We start from the raw sequence: 17774 nt of genomic DNA, 5'->3' as shown, positions 1-17774 counted from the left end.
CGCGCCGCGCACGGCCTCACCCCGTGCCCCAACGGTGGGCGGCTCGCGCCTGCGCCCCGCATCCTAGCGGGCGCCGTCAGGGGAGGCGGCCGGCGAGTTCCGCGGCGCGCTCGGCCACGAGCTCCGCCGCGCGCTCGAACCCGTGCGGGCCCAGATCCGCCGCGTCATCGAAGGCCGCGCCCGCGTCCTCGAGGATCTGCCCGGCGATCGCGAGGGCCCGGGCCCCGGCGGCGTGGGCCCGGTCGCGGACCCAGCCGGGTGCCTTGCTGTGTCTGGTCTGGGCGTCCAAACGGCCCTCGCCGGTCACGACCACGTCGGCGTGGTCGAGCGCGCGGTCGAGTCCGGTGAGCGCGGCGACGGCAGCCGCGCCGCCCTCGAGCCGGGCGTCGCAGAACGCCGCGAGCGCGAAACCGAGGCCGCCGGCGGCGCCGGCGCCGGGCACTTCCCTCCACGGCCCACCGGGGAGCGTGCCCTCGACGACGTCGGCGAACCGGGTCAGTGCCTCCTCGAGGCGGGGCAGGTCCTCGGGGCTCGCGCCCTTCTGCGGGGCGAACACCGCAACGGCGCCGTCGGGGCCGAGGAGCGGGTTCGCGACGTCCACCGCCGCGGTCACCGGGACCTCGAGGGCGGGCGCGGGCTCGATCGTGGCGAGGTCGAGGAGCGGGAGGGCCCCGACCTTCACCCCGTTGCCGTCCGGGCGGCGCAGGCGGTGGCCGAGTGCGAGCACCGCGCCGGCGCCGCCGTCGACGGTGGCGGTTCCCCCGAGCGTGACGACGATGCGGGTGACTCCGGAGTCCGTGGCCGTCCGGATCAACTGCCCGACGCCGTAGCTCGTCGCCCAGCGCGGGTCGCGGTGCTCGGGGGACACGTGCGCGAGGCCGCACGCCTCGGCCCCCTCCACCAGCGCCGGCCCGCTCGGCAGCGCCACCCAGCGTGCGGTGCGCGCGTGCCCGGTGGCGTCCACCACCTCGGCCTCGTGGACCCGCACGCCGCTCACCGCGTCCGCGACGACGTCGAGCGTGCCCTCGCCGCCGTCGGCGGTCGGGATGAGCGCCAGCTCGTCGTCGGGTCGTGCCCGTCGCCATCCGCGGGCCACGGCCTCGGCGGCCTCTCGGGCCGACAAGGTGCCGGCGAACTTGTCCGGGGCGACGACGACACGCACGTACGGCTCCTCGATCGTCCGGTCACGCGGCCTTGCCCGGGCGTTCCCGCGTCGCTCGCGGGTCCCACGCGGAACGCGGGGAGTGTAGGTGGGCCCGGCCTTCGCGGGCGGCAGCCGGGCGGGGCCCGGGACCGTCGCGATGCATCGCCGTCGTCTGGGGCATACTCCGGGCAGATCGGATTCCTGATGCAGTCAAAGGGAGGCGTCGCGCGCATGACCGCCGAGGCGATGTTCGGAGCCGGGTGCTTCTGGGGCGTCGAGGTGACGTTCCGCAACGTCCCCGGCGTCACCGACGTGCGGGTCGGCTACGCGGGTGGAACGACCCCGCAGCCGACCTACGAACAGGTCTGCCGGGGCGACACGGGGCACGCGGAGGTCGTGCGGGTCACCTACGACCCCTCGGAGGTCTCGTACGATCGGCTGCTCGACACGTTCCTCGAGGCCCACGACCCCACCCAGGTGAACCGCCAGGGACCCGACGTGGGGAGCCAGTACCGCTCCGTCGTGTTCGTCGCGGACGAGGCGGAACAGGGCGCGGCGGAGAAGGCGGTGGCCCGGCACCAGCAGCGGTTCGATGCGCCCATCGCCACGCAGATCGACGACGACGCGACGTTCTGGCCCGCCGAGGACTACCACCAGCAGTACTTGGTCAAGCGCGGCCTGGCGAGCTGCCGCATCTAGGGGGGCCGTGCCGGGCGCTCGGGACGATGGCCGGCCCCCGTGGTGCGCTCGCGCCTCGACGCTACACTGCAGAGTGCCCTCAGCCCGAGTAGCTGCGGGCGACATTCACCAGCGACTCACGAGGTTCTGCCGATGAGTGACGGCATCTCGATCCCCCTGACGGTCACGACGAAGGAAGAGCCGATCATCCTCACGGATGGCGCGGCCACCAAGGTCAAGGAACTGATGGCCCGGGAGGAGAACGCCGAGGACATCGCCCTGCGTGTGGCCGTGCAGCCCGGCGGGTGCTCAGGGATGCGGTACGCCCTGTTCTTCGACGACCGCGAGCTCGAAGGCGACGTCGTCGCCGACCAGCACGGCGTGCCCGTGCGGATCGACAAGATGTCGGCACCGCACCTCAAGAACACGCAGATCGACTGGGTCGACAGCCTGCAGGGTGCCGGGTTCTCGATCGAGAACCCGAACGCGCAGTCCAGCTGCGCCTGCGGCGACAGCTTCCACTGACCGGGGCTCGAGCCCGGGGCCCGGCGGAGCGACAGCACGGCTCCCGGCTCCCCGTCCCTCGTCCCGGCCTGCCCGCGATGTCGGCGGGCACTCGATGCTCGGTTGTGGGACGCGCGTTCCGGCCAGCGCTGTCGGCACGACTGTCTGCAGGGAGGATTCATGACGACCAAGCCCGTCGAGCGGGTCGACACGGTCACGGTCCGCTTCGCCGGCGACTCCGGGGACGGGATGCAGTTGGCGGGTACCCGCTTCACCTCGGTGACGACCGCGCTCGGCAACGACGTCGCGACGCTGCCCGACTTCCCCGCCGAGATCCGGGCGCCCGCCGGCTCGCTTCCGGGCGTGTCGGGCTTTCAGCTGCACTTCGCCGACCACGACATCCTGACGCCCGGTGACAGCCCGGACGTGCTCGTGGCCATGAACCCCGCGGCGCTGAAGACGAACCTCGGTGATCTGGAACGCGGCGCGACCCTCGTGCTGAACACCGACGCGTTCACCCCGCAGAACCTGCGCAAGGCGCGCTACGAGTCCGATCCCCGCGAGGACGGGACGCTCGACGGCTTCAAGGTGCACGAGGTGTCGATCACGACGCTGACGATCGGGGCCCTCGAGGGCTACGCGGAGCTGGGCAAGAAGGAGAAGCAGCGCGCGAAGAACATGTTCGCCCTCGGGCTGATGTCGTGGATGTTCTCCCGGCCGACCGAACCGACGCGAGAGTGGTTGCGCGAGAAGTTCGGGGAGCAGCCGCGCGTCGCCGAGGCCAACATCGCCGCGTTCGACGCCGGTTGGGCCTACGGCGAGACGACCGAGGCGTTCGACCACGCGTACGAGGTGGCCGCGGCCGAGCTGCCGCCGGGCACCTACCGGCAGATCACCGGCAACCTCGCGATCTCGTACGGGCTCGTCGCGGCGTCCCAGCAAGCCGGGCTGCCGCTGTTCCTCGGCGGCTACCCCATCACCCCCGCCAGCGACGTGCTGCACGAGCTGTCGAAGCACAAGAACTTCGGTGTGCGGACGTTCCAGGGCGAGGACGAGATCGCCAGCGTCGGGGCGGCCTTGGGAGCGGCGTTCTCGGGGCACCTCGCGGCGACCGTGACGAGCGGTCCCGGCGTCGCGCTGAAGACGGAAACGATCGGGCTCGCCGTGGCGGTCGAGCTGCCGCTGCTCGTGCTCAACATCCAGCGCGGAGGGCCGTCGACCGGCCTGCCGACCAAGACCGAGCAGGCCGACCTGCTCCAGGCGCTCCACGGCCGCAACGGGGAGTCGCCGGTCCCGGTGATCGCCGCCTCCACGCCGGGCGATTGCTTCGACGTCGCGATCGAGGGCGCGCGGATGGCGCTGACCTACCGCACCCCCGTCTTCGTGCTCTCGGACGGCTACCTCGCCAACGGCGCGGAGCCGTGGCGGGTACCGGACGTGGCCGCCTTGCCGGATCTGCGCGGCGCCGTGCGGTTCGCGGTGGCGGCCGGTGCCAACGGCGAGAACGCCGAGCACGGGTTCGCGCCGTTCGATCGCGACCCGGACACCCTCGCACGACCCTGGGCGATCCCCGGCACCCCGGGGCTCGAGCACCGCATCGGGGGACTCGAGAAGGCCGACGGGTCCGGTGACATCTCCTACGACCCGGACAACCATCACCGCATGACCGAGCTGCGCCAGGCGAAGGTCGACCGGATCGCCGGCGACATCCCTGCTGCCGAGGTCGATCGGGCCGACCCCGGCGCCCGTGTCCTGGTCGTGGGGTGGGGCTCCAGCTACGGGCCCATCGCCGCCGCCGTGCGCGCCTGCCGCGCCGAGGGACTGGCGGTGGACCAGCTGCACCTGCGCCACCTCAACCCGTTCCCGCCCAACCTCGGGGAGGTCCTCAGGCGCTACGAGCGTGTGCTCGTGCCCGAGATGAACATGGGGCAGCTGCGGTCCCTGCTGCGTGCGCGCTTCCTCGTCGACGCGCGGGGCTACAACCGAGTGGCCGGCCTGCCGTTCGGGACGGGGGAGCTGCGGGACGCCATCGCCGACGAGGTCGCGGCCGCCGAGGGCCGCGGCGAGCCGGAGAGGAGCCTCTCGTGAGCACCGACACGTCCGAAGGGCTGTTGCCGCAGGTCGGCGACGGCGCGTCCAACGGCGATGCGCGCGAGCTCACCAAGAAGGACGTCACCAGCGACCAGGAGGTCCGCTGGTGCCCCGGGTGCGGGGACTACGCGATCCTGGCCAACGTGCAGAGCGTCCTGCCCAAGCTGGGCGTGCCCCGCGAGAACTTCGTGTTCGTGTCCGGCATCGGGTGCGCCGCTCGGTTCCCGTACTACGTGGAGACCTACGGGTTCCATTCGATCCACGGCCGGGCTCCGGCGATCGCGACGGGCATCAGCACCGCGCGGCCCGAGCTCAGCGTCTTCGTCGTGACCGGCGACGGCGACGCCCTCTCGATCGGCGGCAACCACCTGTTGCACGCCATGCGCCGCAACGTGGACCTCACGGTGCTGATGTTCAACAACCAGATCTACGGGCTCACCAAGGGGCAATACTCGCCCACCAGCGAGGTCGGGAAGGTCACGAAATCGACGCCCGTCGGCTCCCTCGACCATCCCTACAACCCCGTCAGCCTCGCCCTGGGTGCCGAGGCGACGTTCGTCGCCCGGTCGGTCGACAACGAGCGCCAGCACCTCGCCGACCTGATCGAGCGGGCCGCCCAGCACCGCGGCACCTCGTTCATCGAGATCTATCAGAACTGCAACATCTTTAACGATGGGGCGTTCGATGGGGTGCGAGGAAACAAGCCCAACCAGATCCGCCTGGAGCACGGTACGCCGATCCGCTTCGGCGCGGAGGGCGAGCACGGGGTCGCCATGGGGGCCAACGGCGAGCTCGAGGTCGTGGACGTCGCCGAGGTGGGGGAGGAGGCGCTCCTCGTCCACGACGCGCACCGCGACGATCCCGGGCTCGCGTTCATGCTCTCCCGTCTCGCGCACACGCCGCACGGGCCCACGCCGATCGGGCTGTTCCGCCAGACCGAACGGCCGGTCTACGGCGACGAGGTCGCTGCCCAGCTCGACGACGCCGTGGCACGCAAGGGGCCCGGCGATCTGCAGGCGCTCCTGCGCGGCCGCGACACTTGGACGGTCTAGGCAGCCGTCCTCGCGGGGACGCTCGGCTCGCCTGTCGGCCCCTGCGGTGGCATGATGCGGGAGCGGTCGGTTGGCTCATGCGAGGCCGACGGCCGGGCAGCCCCAGGCACCATCGTCCAGACCACCCCGACCCAGGAGCCAGCGTTGCGGGTACTGCTCGTGTCGAGCGGGCCGCGTGTGACCGACCAGGTCACCACGGCCCTGACCGGTGACGGCGAGGTCCATTTCACCGAGGTCCGTCGGCCGGAACGCGCGGTCCTTCTCCTCGATGCGATCGCGGACGGCCGGAGCGACGACGAGCCGTTCGACGTCGTCGTGGGCGACAACGACACCCAGCCGACGGGCGGGTTCTACCTCTCCCGTGAGATGAAGGCTCGTGAGCGGATGGGCCGCCCGATGCCGCCGGTGATCCTGCTCATGCATCGCCGCCAGGACGAGTGGCTCGCCCGGTGGGCCGAGGCGGACGCATGGGTGATCAAGCCCGTCGATCCCTTCGACCTGGCCGACGCGGTCGAGGCGTTGGCCGAGGGGAGGCCGATCCCGCGCCTGCCGGGGGTGGTCACCTTCGAGGAGGCCGGCCCGGTGAAGGGGCCCGGCCAGCCCGGTGAGCTGCCGGGCCGTCCCGAGTCCCGGGAGCGGGCGCTCGGCAGTGGCCGCGAGGCGACCCATCGGTAGGCGATGACGACCCCTGAGGTGCTTCCCACCGCCGTCGGAGCCGCCGGCCCCGCCGAACGGCTCGACTGGGCCGAGCTCCTCGACGGGCTGGTGCGCGGCGAGGATCTCGACGAGGCGAACGCACGCGCGGCGCTCGATGCGATCATGCGCGGGGACGTTCCACCGGCCCAGGTCGCCGGCTTCCTCGTGGCGCTGCGGGCCAAGGGGGAGCAGGCATCCGAGCTGGTCGGGCTCGTGGCGACCATGCGGGCCCACGCGGTCCCGGTCCGAGCACCGGACGGGGCGGTCGACACGGCGGGCACCGGGGGCGACCGCTCGGGTACCTTCAACGTCTCCACGCTCGCGGCCGTCGTGGCGGCCGGTGCGGGGGCGGTCGTGGCCAAGCACGGCAACCGCGCCGCGAGCGGGCGCTGCGGCTCGGCGGACGTCCTCGAGGCATGGGGGCTCGTCACGGACCTGCCGCCTGAGGGGGTCGAGCGCTGTCTGGCCGAGGCCGGGATCGGGTTCTGCTACGCGCCGAGCTACCACCCCGCGACGCGCCACGTGATGCCGGCTCGCCGCGAGCTGGGCATCCGGACCGTCTTCAACGTGCTCGGTCCGCTCACGAACCCCGCCGGCGTGCGCCACCAGACGGTCGGGGTGAGCGACGTGCGGATGGCCCCGCGCATGGCGGAGGTGCTCGCCCGCCTCGACGCCCGCCACGCACTGGTGTTCACCGGCCCGGGCGGGATGGACGAGCTCAGCACGACCGGGCCGAGCAACGTGTGGGAGGTCCGCGACGGGACCGTCACCGAATGGGAGCTCGAGCCCGAGTCGCTCGGCTTGCGCCGCGCGAGTCTGGCCGAGTTGCAGGGCGGTGACGTGCCGCTCTGTCGCGGGATCGCCGACGAGGTCTTCAACGGCGCGCCGGGGGCGCCGCGCGACATCGTGGCGCTCGGCGCCGCCGCGGCCCTCTACGCGGCGGATCGCGCCGCGTCCCTCGGTGAAGGACTCGAGGCCGCGTTCGCGGCGATCGACGAGGGGCGTGCAGCGGCGACGCTGGACCGCTGGGTGACGGTCGCACGGGAGGCCGCCGCCACCTAGCCTTCTCGAGGCGCAACGGGTCCCCGCCGGTCCGCGCGCCCGACTCTCGGTCTCACCTGCCGCCGATCCTGTCGAGGTTGCCGTGGAGCCGCTCTCGAGCGACGAACTGCTGGTCTTCTGGGTCCAGCTCTCGGTCATCCTGTTGACAGCGCGCGGCCTGGGCACGCTCATGCGCAGGATCGGGCAGCCCTCGGTGATCGGCGAGCTCGCGGCGGGCCTGTTGATCGGGCCGACGCTGCTCGGACGACTGGCCCCCGAGGTCCACGGGTGGTTGTTCCCCCAGGAGCCCGTGCACAGCGGCCTGCTGCTCGCGTTCGCGTGGGTGGGCGCGGCGCTGCTGCTCACCGTCACCGGCTTCGAGACGGACCTCGGCCTGCTCAGGAAGCTCGGTCGTCAGACGTTCTGGGTCTCGACCGGGAGCCTCGTCGTGCCGTTGCTGCTGGGGTTCGCCATCGGGTGGGCGATGCCCGCGCTGTTCATCGGGGCAGCGGGGGACCGGGTCTCCTTCGCGCTCTTCGCCGGGATCGCGCTGGCCATCTCCGCCCTCCCGGTGGTGGCGCGGATCCTCATGGAGATGAGCCTGATGCGACGGAACTTCGGGCAGGTGACCGTCGCAGCCGCGATGGCCAACGACCTCGTGGGGTACTTGCTCGTGGGGGCGGTCTCGGGGCTCGTGGCGGCCGGCGGGTTCGATCTCCTGGACCTCGGCGTCACGCTCGCGCTGTTCGCGCTGTTCGTCGCGGTGACCTTCCTGTACGGCCAGCGGGGGGTGGACCGGCTCCTGCGGGCGGCACGGCGAGGCGAGCACGGCCAGGAGCGGTCGTTCACGGTGCTGCTCGGGGGCACGTTCGTGGCGGCTGCGATCGCGCAGGCGATCGGGGTGGAGGCGGTGCTGGGTGCACTGCTGGCCGGCATCGTGTTCGGTCGTTCGCGCTACCTGCGGCCGGAGGCCCGCGCGTCGATCGAGACGCTCACGAGCTCGTTCGTCGCCCCCCTGTTCTTCGCCACGGCCGGGCTGTTCGTCGACCTCGGGCTGTTGCTCGACCCGGAGATCGCGCTGTGGGCGGTGGTGGTGCTCGTCGTGGCGGCCGCCTCCAAGCTCGTCGGCTCCTACCTCGGGGCGCGGATGAGCCGTCTCGGACGGCTCGAGGGCCTCGCGCTGGGGATCGGTCTGAACGCGCGGGGAGCGCTGCAGGTGGTGATCGCGACCATCGGTCTGGGCATCGGTGTGCTGAACACCGAGTCCTACACGGTGATCATGGTCACGGCGATCGTCACGTCGATGATGACCCCGCCGCTGCTGCGCGCGGTGCTGCAGCGGTTCGAGACCTCGCCGGAGGAGCGCGCTCGCCTCGAGCGCGAGGAGATCCTCTCCCGCTCCATCATCGCCCGCACGAGCAGCGCGCTGCTGCCCACGCGCGGCGGTGGGAACTCGGTGCTCGCTGCGCAGCTGCTGCATCAGTCGCTGCGGCCGGAGGCGTCGGTCACGCTCCTCACCATCCATGGACCGGACGCGGACGCCATGGATCGCCGCAGCGCCGAGGAGGCGGTGGCGGAGGCGCGCGAGGTCTTCGCGGGGCGCAACGTCGACCGCGTCGACAAGCAGTCGCGCGAGATCCCCGCGGCGATTCGCACCGAGGCCTCCCTGGGGCACGGCCTGCTCGCGCTCGGTCTGACCGAGGCGTTCGCCGGCAGCGAGGCCGTCTCACCGGTGCTGGCCCGCACGATCGCCCAGGCGCCGGTGCCGGTGCTGCTGGTCAAGCACGGGGTGGGCGTCGACGGACACAGTCAGCCGCTCGACCTGCGCCGCATCCTGGTGCCGATCGGCGGTGACCGCGTGTCGCGGGCGGCACAGGAGATCGCCTACACGCTCGGTGAGCGCTCCGGTGCCGGCGTGGACGCGCTCCACGTGGTCAATCGCCCCGACCGGATCGGGGAGAGCACGTACTGGCAGCCCGGGTCCTATTGGCACCCGGGGGCCGGCGGCGAGTCGGACGCCAGCTCGCTGGCGATCGCCGCGCGCGTGCTGCGGCAGGCCGACGAGCTCGCCGAGCAGTTCGGGTGCACGGTGACCCCGCTCACCCGAACCGGTCCCTCGCTGGGCGCCGAGGTCGCCGCCGCCGCGAACGAACGGGGGTCCGACCTCATCGTCGTGGGTGCGGTGGGACGCTCCACGGACGAGGGGTTGTTCCTCGGCCACGGGGTCGACTACCTGCTCGAGAGCGCGCAGCAGACCGTCCTGGTCGTGGTCTTCCCCAGCGACGGGATGTAGGCCGCGTCAGGCCGCGTCGGGCTGCTCGGCAGCCTGTCGCAGCTCCCGGCGGCGCTGCCGTTCCGTCTGCCCACCCCAGACCCCGAAGCGCTCCCCGGACGCGAGGGCCACGGCGCGACAGGGTTCCACGACCGGGCAGCGTCGGCAGATCCTCACGGCGGCACGGATGTCCTCGGCCCGGTCGGAGAAGAACAGGTCGGGACTCGCGTCCCGGCAGGCGGCCTGCGCCACCCACGTGTCGTCCTCGGGCAACGTGCTGACCGAGTGGCCCGCTGCCGGGTGCTCGTGGCGGTCCGACCGGGTGTCGCTCGGGCTCGCTGCGTTGCGCATCGATCCTCTCGCCTCGCACGGCGCTGTCCGTGTACCGGACAACGAGCGGGCAGAGGGTCGAGTTCCCGCGCGGGTGTCTCGGTGGCCGTCCGGGAGCGGGGAGCCGTAGGCTGCGCGCCGAGCCGGTTCGGGGGCCGGGACGGTCCCGATCCCTCGGCGGCCGCCGAGGGGCCGATCCGGAAGTGCCCGCGTGAGCCGCACGAGGAGGCAGGATGCCCACCGACACGCCGACCCGCCTGTCGGTCAGCGACACCGACGGCGTCACGACCATCACGCTCTCGCGGCCAGACAAGCTGAACGCCATCGATCAGACGATGGGCCGCGAGCTGGAGGCGGTGCTCGATGCTCGCGACGCGGATCCGGCCGTCCGAGCGATCATCCTCACCGGACAGGGGCGAGGGTTCTGCGCGGGCGCCGACATCGCGGCGCTGGCCGAGATGGCCGGCACCGATGCGCGTCCCCCGGCGGTGCGCCGCTCGATGCGCTCGGGCTCACAACGCCTCGCCCAGCGCCTGCTGGCACTGGAGACACCGCTCGTGGCGGCGGTGAAGGGGCCCACCGCCGGTGCGGGACTGGGTATCGCGTTCGCGGCCGATGTCGTGCTCGCATCCGAGGAGGCCTCGTTCGCCTTCGCGTTCGCCCAGCGGGGTCTCGTGCCGGACTTCGGCGTCACCTTCCTGTTGCCGCGCATGGTCGGCCTGCGCGCCGCGCGCGAGCTCTGCTTGCTCGGGGAGACGGTCGACCCCGTCCGGGCCGAGCGACTAGGACTGGTGACCCGGGTCGTCGCCGCGGACGACCTGCTCGAGGAGGCGAACCGGGTCGCCGCGACCCTCGCCCGAGGTCCCACGGCGGCCCTCGGGATGACCAAGCGCTTGCTCCTCGACGCCTTCGACTCTGACGCGCAGACGGCGCTCGACCGCGAGTTCACGGCACAGGCGATCGCCTTCGCGGGGGAGGACGCGGCGGAGGGGGCCGCGGCGTTCCGCGAGCAGAGAGCTCCCGAGTTTCGCGGGCTCTAGTCGGCCGGGGTCGGCGGCGGTGCGCCTCGATCCAGTCGAGCGTGCGCTGCGCTCGGGTCCTCGTGACGGAACGGTTGCGCCCTGCGCGGTACGAACACGTCGTCGCAGGCGAGGCGGCTGATGTGGGTGGTCCGCGGGTGGACGTTACCCTCGAACCGTGGGCCCACGACGCCCCGTGGCATGCGCACACCCCCAGGTTGAGCGCGTGCTCCGAGCCGGCGGCCGGCTCACCCGTCGTTGATCCCGAGGAGGAGGAACCCGTGGCCGATGCACCAGTTCGTACGCCGGACGCCGCCGAGACCCGCCTGGGCCTCGCCCCCGGAACGCGGTATCGCTGCGCCCAGTGCGGCAACCTGACGCGCTTCGACGTCCGCACGACCGAACGGCTCTCGCGCTTCTGGCACTTCGATCTGTCCGGTGCGGGGACGCCCGAGGAGCAGGAGATCCGCGACCTGGAGATCGAGGAGGTGCGCTGCCGTTGGTGCAACACCGGTGACGGCGTGCACGTCGTGCGCACCCCGGGGCCGGAGGCAGCCGACGCCTGAGCGCCGCCGGCCGGTCGACAGGGCCGGTTGTCGCACCCCTTCCGTACGGTCGTGGCGTAGGCCGAGCCGAACGCCCGGTGAACCGATGACAGAAGGGAGTGCCGGTGGACGCGAACTTCCCCGAGGCCGCCACTGTCCGCAATGGGCCCCGTGACGGGGCCCACGACGGGCCCCGCACCCGAGTGGACGGCGTGCCGTCCCGCGTCGCACCTGCGTCCGTGAGCCTCGACGGCGCCATCCTGGCCGGGGACGCCCCGGCCGCCGAACCGATCGTCCTCGACTGCGAACCGTGTCCGCACACGCGGTCGTCGGAGTGCGACGACTGCCTCGTGGGTGCGCTCATCGCAGCGGAGGACGCGGCCCGTGCGCCCGGGTCGGGGACCGGCGACCGGCCGGGCGGCCGGGAGCGGGTCGGATTGTCGGTCTCGGCGCCGGAGCCGACAATGGCGCGCTGATCCGGGGCGTCCGGCGATATGGCGGACTCGTCCTGGAAGGTGTCGCGATCGGTGCCGACGATGCGGAGCGGTGGTGGCGACGAGAATCGAGGAGGCCGGGTCGCCCGGGCCCACCCGTCGTCGGCCGCTGTGGCCGCTACACGTGCTCACCGCCGTCGTCGTCGTGGCCGGGATCGCAGCGGTGGCGCTGCGCCCGCTCGCGCCCGATCTCGGCGGCGTTCCCGATCCCGCGCGATGGTTCGACGCCGACCACCTGGCCGCCGTCGAGGCCTATCACGGGCCGCGGTACCTGCTCAGGCTGCTGGGTCTTGCCCTTCGGATCGCGATCCCCTGCCTCATCGCCTTCACGCCCACGGGCCGCCGCGTCGTCGCTGGTCTGGTCGACCGCATGGGTGGATCGACTCGTCCCGTGCTCGCGGGCGCCGCCGTCGTGGCCGCGATCGTCGTGATCGTCGACCTGGCCGTGCTGCCCCTCAACGTGTGGCTCGGCTGGTACCACGACGGGATGTGGGGGTTCTCGACGCAGTCGTTGCCGGAGTGGCTCTGGCACTGGACTCGCAACATGGCGGCGATCTGGTTGATCGTCGCGGCCGGCGCCGCAGGAGCGTTGGGCCTGGCTCGTCGCGCACCGCGAGCGTTCGCTCCGCTCGCCGGGCTCGCGGGCGGCGCGGCCGCGGCGCTGCTCGTGCTCGCGGCACCGCTCGTGCTCGAGCCCCTGCAGCACCGAACCGTGCCGCTGCCCGAGGGCGAGATGCGCACCGACGTCTCCCGCGTGATCGAGGCAGCGGGCGAGGACATGGACGAGATCCTGGTCGCCGAGGCGAGCGCCCGGACGACCCGACAGAACGCCTACGTATCGGGGTTGGGGGCGACCCGGCGGATCGTCCTGTACGACACGTTGCTCGAAGCACGGCCACCGGAGGACGTCGGGATGGTGGTCGCCCACGAGCTGGCCCACCATCGCAACGGCGATCTCGCCCGCGGCACCGCGGCGGCGGCCGCGGGAGTGGTCGCCGCGGCCTACGTCCTCGCGGGCGTCATGGGTCGGCGAGTTCGCGCCGGGAAGCAGCGGACGCTCGCGGACCCTCGCGGCGCCGCGGTCGCCGTGGCCGTGGTCGTGCTGCTCGTCAACGGTTCGGCGCCGGTGGCGATGAACGTGTCACGCGACATGGAGGCCGCCGCGGACCTGGGCTCACTGGAGCTGACCGGGGACCGCGACGTCTACCTGCGCCAGAAGGCCGAGATCGGCCGGGCGAACCTCAGCGATCCCGCGCCACCCACCTGGGCGCGCCTCCTCTGGTCCTCGCACCCTCCGGCCGCGAGTCGGCTCGAGATGGGCGAGCGCTGGCCGCTCGACTGGAGGGGCCCGGTCCGTCCCCATCTACGGGTAGGAGGCCTGGACGAGGAGCAGCAGGACCGGTGAGATGGGCAGCAGCACCGGCATCAGCGCGTGCCGATGCTCGACGCAGCGACCGAGGCGGTCCGCAGCGTCACTACCACGGTCCGCGCCCGCACCCGCTCGGTCCGGGTGCGGTCATGTCCGGCCTATCGTCTCCGGCTGGAGCCCCCGCGGGAACGCGAACGACTGGGTGAGGAGCCACCCCTCGACCGGGAACCGGACCGCGAGCGCGAGCCACCCGAGCGCGCCCGGCGACCGCGGCTCGACAGCGCCGCGTCCGCTCCGGCTTCCGCACCCTCGCTGGGCTGTTCCGCCAGCACAGTGCACGGTGATGAGCCATGGTGGGATTCTCCGCCGGGTCGCTGTGCCGGTCCATTCGGACCTCTGGACAGGCTAGCCCGAGGCGGTCGAGCCGGGCGGGAGACGGCGGGTGCGCAGCGTCGCGAGGTCTCGGCCGAGGCGGTCGACGATCGCGTCCCAGGCGAACTCGCTGGCAACGAAGCTCCGGGCGGCATGGCCCATCACACTCGCGCGCTCGCGGTCGGCCACGAGGCAGCCGACCGCCGCGGCGATGGCCGCCGGGTCGGCGCCGTCGACAGTTAATCCGGTACGGCCCTCGAGCAACGCTTCGGGGGAGCCCCCGCTCGCGCCGGCGACGACGGGGGTGCCGCAGGCTTGCGCCTCGAGGAACACGATCCCGAACCCCTCCTGCTCGAGCCCGCCCCAGCGATCCCGGTTGGGGTGCGCGAACACGTCCGCCGCCGCGTGGAACGCGGGTAGGTCGTCGGCGGTCACGGTGCCGGTGAGGACCACCGCGCCCGGCGGGAGCGCGGCCGCGGCCCGTTCGAGGCGCGGGCGCAGGCGACCGTCGCCCACCAGGACCAGGCGGGCGTCCGGCGCGTGGGCGCGGATGCGGGGGAGGGCGTCGAGGAGTCGGTCCTGACCCTTGCGGGGAACGAGGCGTCCCACGCACAGGATCATCGGCGCGTCGCCGAGGCCCAGCCGTCGCCGCACCGCGGTGCCGTCCGCCTCCGGCGTGAAGCGCTGCGGATCCACACCGTTGCGCAGCAGGTGCACCGGCGGACCGCCGGGCCCCACGAGCCGTCGGATACGGTCGGCGGTCCACTCGCTCACGGCGAAGAGCCCGTCGGCGCCTCGCAGCGCGCGACGGATGCGCCCACCGACTATCGGGGCCCGACCCGGGATCTCGATCTCCGCCCCGTGCGAGACGACCGCCCAGGGCACGGTGAGCGCGTGGCCGAGCAGGGCGAGCGGGACGGGTGACAAGAAGAGCACCGTGTCGGCCCGGTGCCGGTGGACGGCGTGCCGCAGCGCGCGGTGCGTGCGGGGTTCGGGTAGCAGGTACCGCGCGGGCGCGCGCCACACGGGGACCGACAGGTCCCGGTCGTGCGGGCCCGCGTCGGGATGCTGTGGCGCGAGGACGGCCGCTCCGGGCAGCCGTGTGGCGAGCTCGACCGCGAAGCGCTGGATACCGCCGACGTCGGGTGGGAAGTCGTTGGTGACGAGCAGTGTGCGCATGGGTGAACCGTGACGCTAGCGCACGTGGACGGGTCGGGGATGTGGAACGGGTCACCACATCGTCGCTTCCGTGGCGTACCCTGACCGGTGGCGGGATGGATCCCATGCGGATTCATCGAGGAGCGGGAAAGGGAACCGGGTGGGTCCGGACGCACGGGGCGACATGCGTGTCCTCCGCGGAATCCTCCCGCCGATCGTGGGAGCCCTGCTGGGGCTCGTGATCGGCGCAGCGGGCATTCTCGTGGCTCAGACGGGGGTTCTCGTGGCGCAGGTCGTGCTGCTCGTCGCGCTCGCCGGTATCGGTGGCGCCACCGCGCGCCATCTCGCGGGCATCCTCGGCGCGCGACGCGATGCCGAGCAGCAGGCGGAGCACCGGGCGGAGTTGCTGGCGACGGTCGTCTCGGCCGGGCGTGGGATGACCACCGCCGACTCGGGGGCGGTCCTGTCCGCCGTCGCCGACGCGGCGGCGGAGTTGGGCTTCGAAGCCGTCGATCTCTCGTTGTACGACGACGGCAGCCAGCGGTGGAGGGCGGTCGCACGGCGTGGTGACGCGGAGTCACTGCCGACGACCGGGCCTGCCGAGGACGGCATCCTCGAGGCCGTCGCCGCATCCGGCGACGTCGTCGAGCTCGAGGATCCCTCCGGCTGGACCGTCCCCTCCGGCCGGGACGCGGGGGACGGGGTCTCCGGAATGCGCACGGTCCTCGGTTGCCCGGTCTGGAACGGGGATGCCCTCACCGCCGTTCTGACCGTCGGTACGACCCGTTCACGGGAGGTCTCGGCCTACGAGCGGGAGTGCCTCGAGTTGCTCGCGCGGCAGGCGGACGCGGCACTCGCGCTGGCCCAGCAGTTCCTCCGCCAACGCAACCTCGAGCGGGAACTGCTGCGACAGGCCGCGACCGATGCGCTGACCGGCGCGGCGAACCGCACACGCTTGTTCGAGCGGATCGACGACGCCGTCGTCGCCGACGAGGCTCCGATCGCGGTGCTGTTCCTCGATCTCGACGGGTTCAAGGCCGTCAACGATCGCCTTGGTCATCAGGCCGGTGACGAGTTGCTCCGCATCATCGCCCAACGGCTGCAGCGCTGCCTGCGGCCCCACGACCTCCTCGGCCGCCTGGGGGGCGACGAGTTCGCGGTGTTGCTCACCGGCGTGGCCGACCCCGAGGCAGCCCTGGTCGTGGCCGAACGGATCCAGGAGGCGATTCGCCAGCCGATCGCCTTGACCGCCGGGGAGGTCGAGCTCGTCGCGAGCGTCGGCATCTCGTACCGGGAGCGAGGGGACTCCAACGATCGTGAGCGGTTGCTCTCCGATGCCGACACGGCGATGTACGAGGCCAAGGCCGGCTCCGCCCGGGGCATCCGGTTGGGGCGCACGTGCGCCGTCGCGCTCCCGGAGAGCGACTCCGGGCCGGCTGCCGGTCCGGAGTCCCGTCCCTCATCCCTGCGGGGGACGGACGCGCGTCACGGGGTGGCCGAGCCCGCCGAGTCCGCCGAGGTCGGGGAGGTCGGGGAGGTCGGCGAGCCCGGCGAGGTCGGGGAGGTCGGCGTGCCCGGTGAGGTCGGCGAGGCCGTGGTCTCGACATCGTCGGGCAACTCGCGGTCGCGGGTTTCCGGTAGCAACCAGTAGGCGCCGGCCAGGACGACGATCGGCACGAAGAGCGTGAGCGCGGCGGGCTGCGGACCGATCGCCTCCCAGAGCGCGCCGAACAGGGCGAGGCCGCTGCTGGCGCCGAGCACGCCGGCGACGGTGAGCCAGCCAGCGACCGTGGCCCGCACCCGGGTGGGGAACAGCTCCGCGTCCATGGCGCCGGCCGGAGGACCGTACGCCGACTGGCCGAGCAGGCTCAGGAGGTAGCCGACCACGACGGCGGTCGCCGTTCCGCTGTAGAGCACGATCGCGCCGCAGCCGGCCAGGGCCATGCCGAGCATGCAGCTCGGCCGGCGGCCCAGGCGGTCGGCGGCCCAGCGACCAGCCAGCAGACCCAGCAGCCCGATCGGACCCGCCGACAAGCCTGCCAGCGTGAGGGTGCGCAACGGCAGGCCCACGACCTGTTCGCCGAACAGGAAGACGTAGGTGTTGGCCGGGCCGGTGACGAACCCGATGCCGAACGTGAGCGCTCCGAGCAGCACGAGGCGTGGGACCAGCGGACGCGGCACGGCGCCGAGTCGCCACCGGGTCGCGGGGGTGGAGCGGCGCGCGGAGGCGAAGACCGTAGGTTCGCGAAGTGCTCGGGCGGCGAGCGGGAGCAGGAGCACCAGCAGCGCCGCCGACGCGAACAGGCCGCGGAACCCGAGGACATCGCCGGCGAGGTCGCGCACGAGCAGCGTGACGCCGGTGCCCAGCCCGTAGCCAGCGGCGATGACGGCGATCGCTCCTGCCCGGTCACGGGTCGGTACGTGCTCGGCGGCCGTCACCCCCGCCACCGCGTTCGTCGCCGAGAGGAACGGGCGGCCGAGGGCGAAGATCGCCACGAACCACCAGTACGAGCCCGCCAGCGCCGAGAGGCCGGTGAGCACGAGCCCGAGACCCGTGGAGACGAGGAGGACTCGTCGTCGGCCAGCCCGATCGGCGAACCCGGCGAGCGTGAGGCTGCCGAGCGAGGCGAGGCGGATGATGGCGAGACCGAGCCCGACCACGGATCCCGGCAGCGCGAGCTCGGTGACCCGGTCCGGCTCGAGGGACGGGTCACCGAACGCGGTGGAGATGTCCGCGAGGGCTGCGGCGGGGCCGAACTGGGCGAACCCCGCCATCGCCGACAGCGCAGCGGCCGTGAGGACCGGGCCGGAGAGCCACCCGCGAGGTGTGCGGCTCACGGGCGCGTCGGTGCCTTGGCGCGCGGCGCGCGGCGCTTGGTGACGGTCACAGGGGTAGGGCTCCCTCAGGAGGGAATGGTGGGCGCGCCGACCACGGCACGGGGCATCCGCTCGCGCGAGCGGTGTCCCGTGGCACTGTACTCTGGTCGGCTGCGCTGTCCGCGCCGGACC

The 17774-nt window shown here is 73.0% G+C and carries 15 protein-coding genes and 1 pseudogene; 12 read left to right on the top strand and 4 right to left on the bottom strand.

Annotated elements, in window-relative coordinates; genetic code table 11:
- Positions 1 to 76 precede the first annotated feature (76 nt).
- A complete protein-coding gene (locus ER308_RS00645; protein ID WP_165491699.1) occupies positions 77 to 1162 on the bottom strand; it encodes a glycerate kinase in 1086 nt (361 codons plus the stop codon).
- Positions 1163 to 1348: 186 nt separating this feature from the next.
- Here ER308_RS00645 and msrA point away from each other — a divergent pair, with 186 nt between their 5' ends.
- The 7 genes from msrA (at position 1349) to ER308_RS00610 (ending at position 9499) form a co-directional block, all read left to right on the top strand.
- Complete coding sequence (gene msrA / locus ER308_RS00640) at positions 1349 to 1843, top strand: peptide-methionine (S)-S-oxide reductase MsrA (protein ID WP_205745804.1); 495 nt, start codon at positions 1349 to 1351, stop codon at positions 1841 to 1843.
- Positions 1844 to 1975: 132 nt separating this feature from the next.
- The gene (locus tag ER308_RS00635; protein ID WP_131153222.1) at positions 1976 to 2347 is read left to right on the top strand and encodes a HesB/IscA family protein; all 372 of its coding nucleotides are present in this window, start codon (positions 1976 to 1978) and stop codon (positions 2345 to 2347) included.
- Positions 2348 to 2506: 159 nt separating this feature from the next.
- Positions 2507 to 4414, top strand: a complete 1908-nt coding sequence (locus tag ER308_RS00630) for a 2-oxoacid:acceptor oxidoreductase subunit alpha (protein ID WP_131153221.1) — start codon at positions 2507 to 2509, stop codon at positions 4412 to 4414.
- A 23-nt stretch (positions 4415 to 4437) separates the two neighbouring features.
- Positions 4438 to 5469 (top strand): 2-oxoacid:ferredoxin oxidoreductase subunit beta, encoded by a 1032-nt coding sequence (locus tag ER308_RS00625; RefSeq protein ID WP_420826266.1) that lies wholly within the window; start codon positions 4438 to 4440, stop codon positions 5467 to 5469.
- A 144-nt stretch (positions 5470 to 5613) separates the two neighbouring features.
- Positions 5614 to 6144, top strand: a complete 531-nt coding sequence (locus ER308_RS00620) for a response regulator (protein WP_131153220.1) — start codon at positions 5614 to 5616, stop codon at positions 6142 to 6144.
- A gap of 3 nt (positions 6145 to 6147) precedes the next feature.
- On the top strand, positions 6148 to 7227 hold the full coding sequence (gene trpD / locus ER308_RS00615) for an anthranilate phosphoribosyltransferase (protein WP_131153219.1): 1080 nt from the start codon (positions 6148 to 6150) through the stop codon (positions 7225 to 7227).
- Between the two features lie 82 nt (positions 7228 to 7309).
- Positions 7310 to 9499, top strand: a complete 2190-nt coding sequence (locus ER308_RS00610) for a cation:proton antiporter domain-containing protein (RefSeq protein ID WP_131153218.1) — start codon at positions 7310 to 7312, stop codon at positions 9497 to 9499.
- 6 nt (positions 9500 to 9505) lie between these two features.
- On the opposite strand, the gene ER308_RS00605 is transcribed toward ER308_RS00610, so the two are convergent.
- Positions 9506 to 9829 (bottom strand): WhiB family transcriptional regulator, encoded by a 324-nt coding sequence (locus ER308_RS00605; protein WP_131153217.1) that lies wholly within the window; start codon positions 9827 to 9829, stop codon positions 9506 to 9508.
- Positions 9830 to 10041: 212 nt separating this feature from the next.
- Between ER308_RS00605 and ER308_RS00600 the strand changes: the two genes are divergently transcribed.
- From ER308_RS00600 to ER308_RS00585, 4 genes are all read left to right on the top strand, one after another.
- On the top strand, positions 10042 to 10848 hold the full coding sequence (locus ER308_RS00600; RefSeq protein WP_131153216.1) for an enoyl-CoA hydratase/isomerase family protein: 807 nt from the start codon (positions 10042 to 10044) through the stop codon (positions 10846 to 10848).
- Positions 10849 to 11153: 305 nt separating this feature from the next.
- On the top strand, positions 11154 to 11393 hold the full coding sequence (locus ER308_RS00595; protein ID WP_131156830.1) for a hypothetical protein: 240 nt from the start codon (positions 11154 to 11156) through the stop codon (positions 11391 to 11393).
- A 104-nt stretch (positions 11394 to 11497) separates the two neighbouring features.
- The gene (locus ER308_RS00590) at positions 11498 to 11848 is read left to right on the top strand and encodes a hypothetical protein (protein ID WP_131153215.1); all 351 of its coding nucleotides are present in this window, start codon (positions 11498 to 11500) and stop codon (positions 11846 to 11848) included.
- A gap of 73 nt (positions 11849 to 11921) precedes the next feature.
- Entirely contained in the window at positions 11922 to 13271 is a 1350-nt protein-coding gene (locus ER308_RS00585; protein ID WP_131153214.1) for a M48 family metalloprotease, read from the top strand.
- Positions 13272 to 13640: 369 nt separating this feature from the next.
- On the opposite strand, the gene ER308_RS00580 is transcribed toward ER308_RS00585, so the two are convergent.
- Positions 13641 to 14786, bottom strand: a complete 1146-nt coding sequence (locus ER308_RS00580; protein ID WP_131153213.1) for a glycosyltransferase family 4 protein — start codon at positions 14784 to 14786, stop codon at positions 13641 to 13643.
- 163 nt (positions 14787 to 14949) lie between these two features.
- Between ER308_RS00580 and ER308_RS00575 the strand changes: the two are divergent.
- A pseudogene (locus tag ER308_RS00575) lies at positions 14950 to 16122 on the top strand (diguanylate cyclase domain-containing protein); the annotation flags it as partial.
- Positions 16123 to 16250: 128 nt separating this feature from the next.
- Here the strand turns inward: ER308_RS00575 and ER308_RS22175 are convergent.
- Entirely contained in the window at positions 16251 to 17603 is a 1353-nt protein-coding gene (locus ER308_RS22175; protein ID WP_131153211.1) for an MFS transporter, read from the bottom strand.
- Positions 17604 to 17774: the final 171 nt, after the last annotated feature.

Source organism: Egibacter rhizosphaerae, assembly GCF_004322855.1.
In the GTDB taxonomy this organism is placed as follows: domain Bacteria; phylum Actinomycetota; class Nitriliruptoria; order Euzebyales; family Egibacteraceae; genus Egibacter; species Egibacter rhizosphaerae.
The sequence above is the reverse complement of the archived record's forward strand: the minus strand, read 5'-3'. Positions and strand labels throughout refer to the sequence as shown.

Bases quoted from the DNA above. Each gene is read 5' to 3' on its own strand.
- msrA (WP_205745804.1), top strand. From the start codon at position 1,349: ATGCAGTCAAAGGGAGGCGTCGCGCGCATGACCGCCGAGGCGATGTTC.
- ER308_RS00635 (WP_131153222.1), top strand. From the start codon at position 1,976: ATGAGTGACGGCATCTCGATCCCCCTGACGGTCACGACGAAGGAAGAG.
- ER308_RS00630 (WP_131153221.1), top strand. From the start codon at position 2,507: ATGACGACCAAGCCCGTCGAGCGGGTCGACACGGTCACGGTCCGCTTC.
- trpD (WP_131153219.1), top strand. From the start codon at position 6,148: ATGACGACCCCTGAGGTGCTTCCCACCGCCGTCGGAGCCGCCGGCCCC.
- ER308_RS00605 (WP_131153217.1), bottom strand. From the start codon at position 9,829: ATGCGCAACGCAGCGAGCCCGAGCGACACCCGGTCGGACCGCCACGAG.
- ER308_RS00600 (WP_131153216.1), top strand. From the start codon at position 10,042: ATGCCCACCGACACGCCGACCCGCCTGTCGGTCAGCGACACCGACGGC.
- ER308_RS00580 (WP_131153213.1), bottom strand. From the start codon at position 14,786: ATGCGCACACTGCTCGTCACCAACGACTTCCCACCCGACGTCGGCGGT.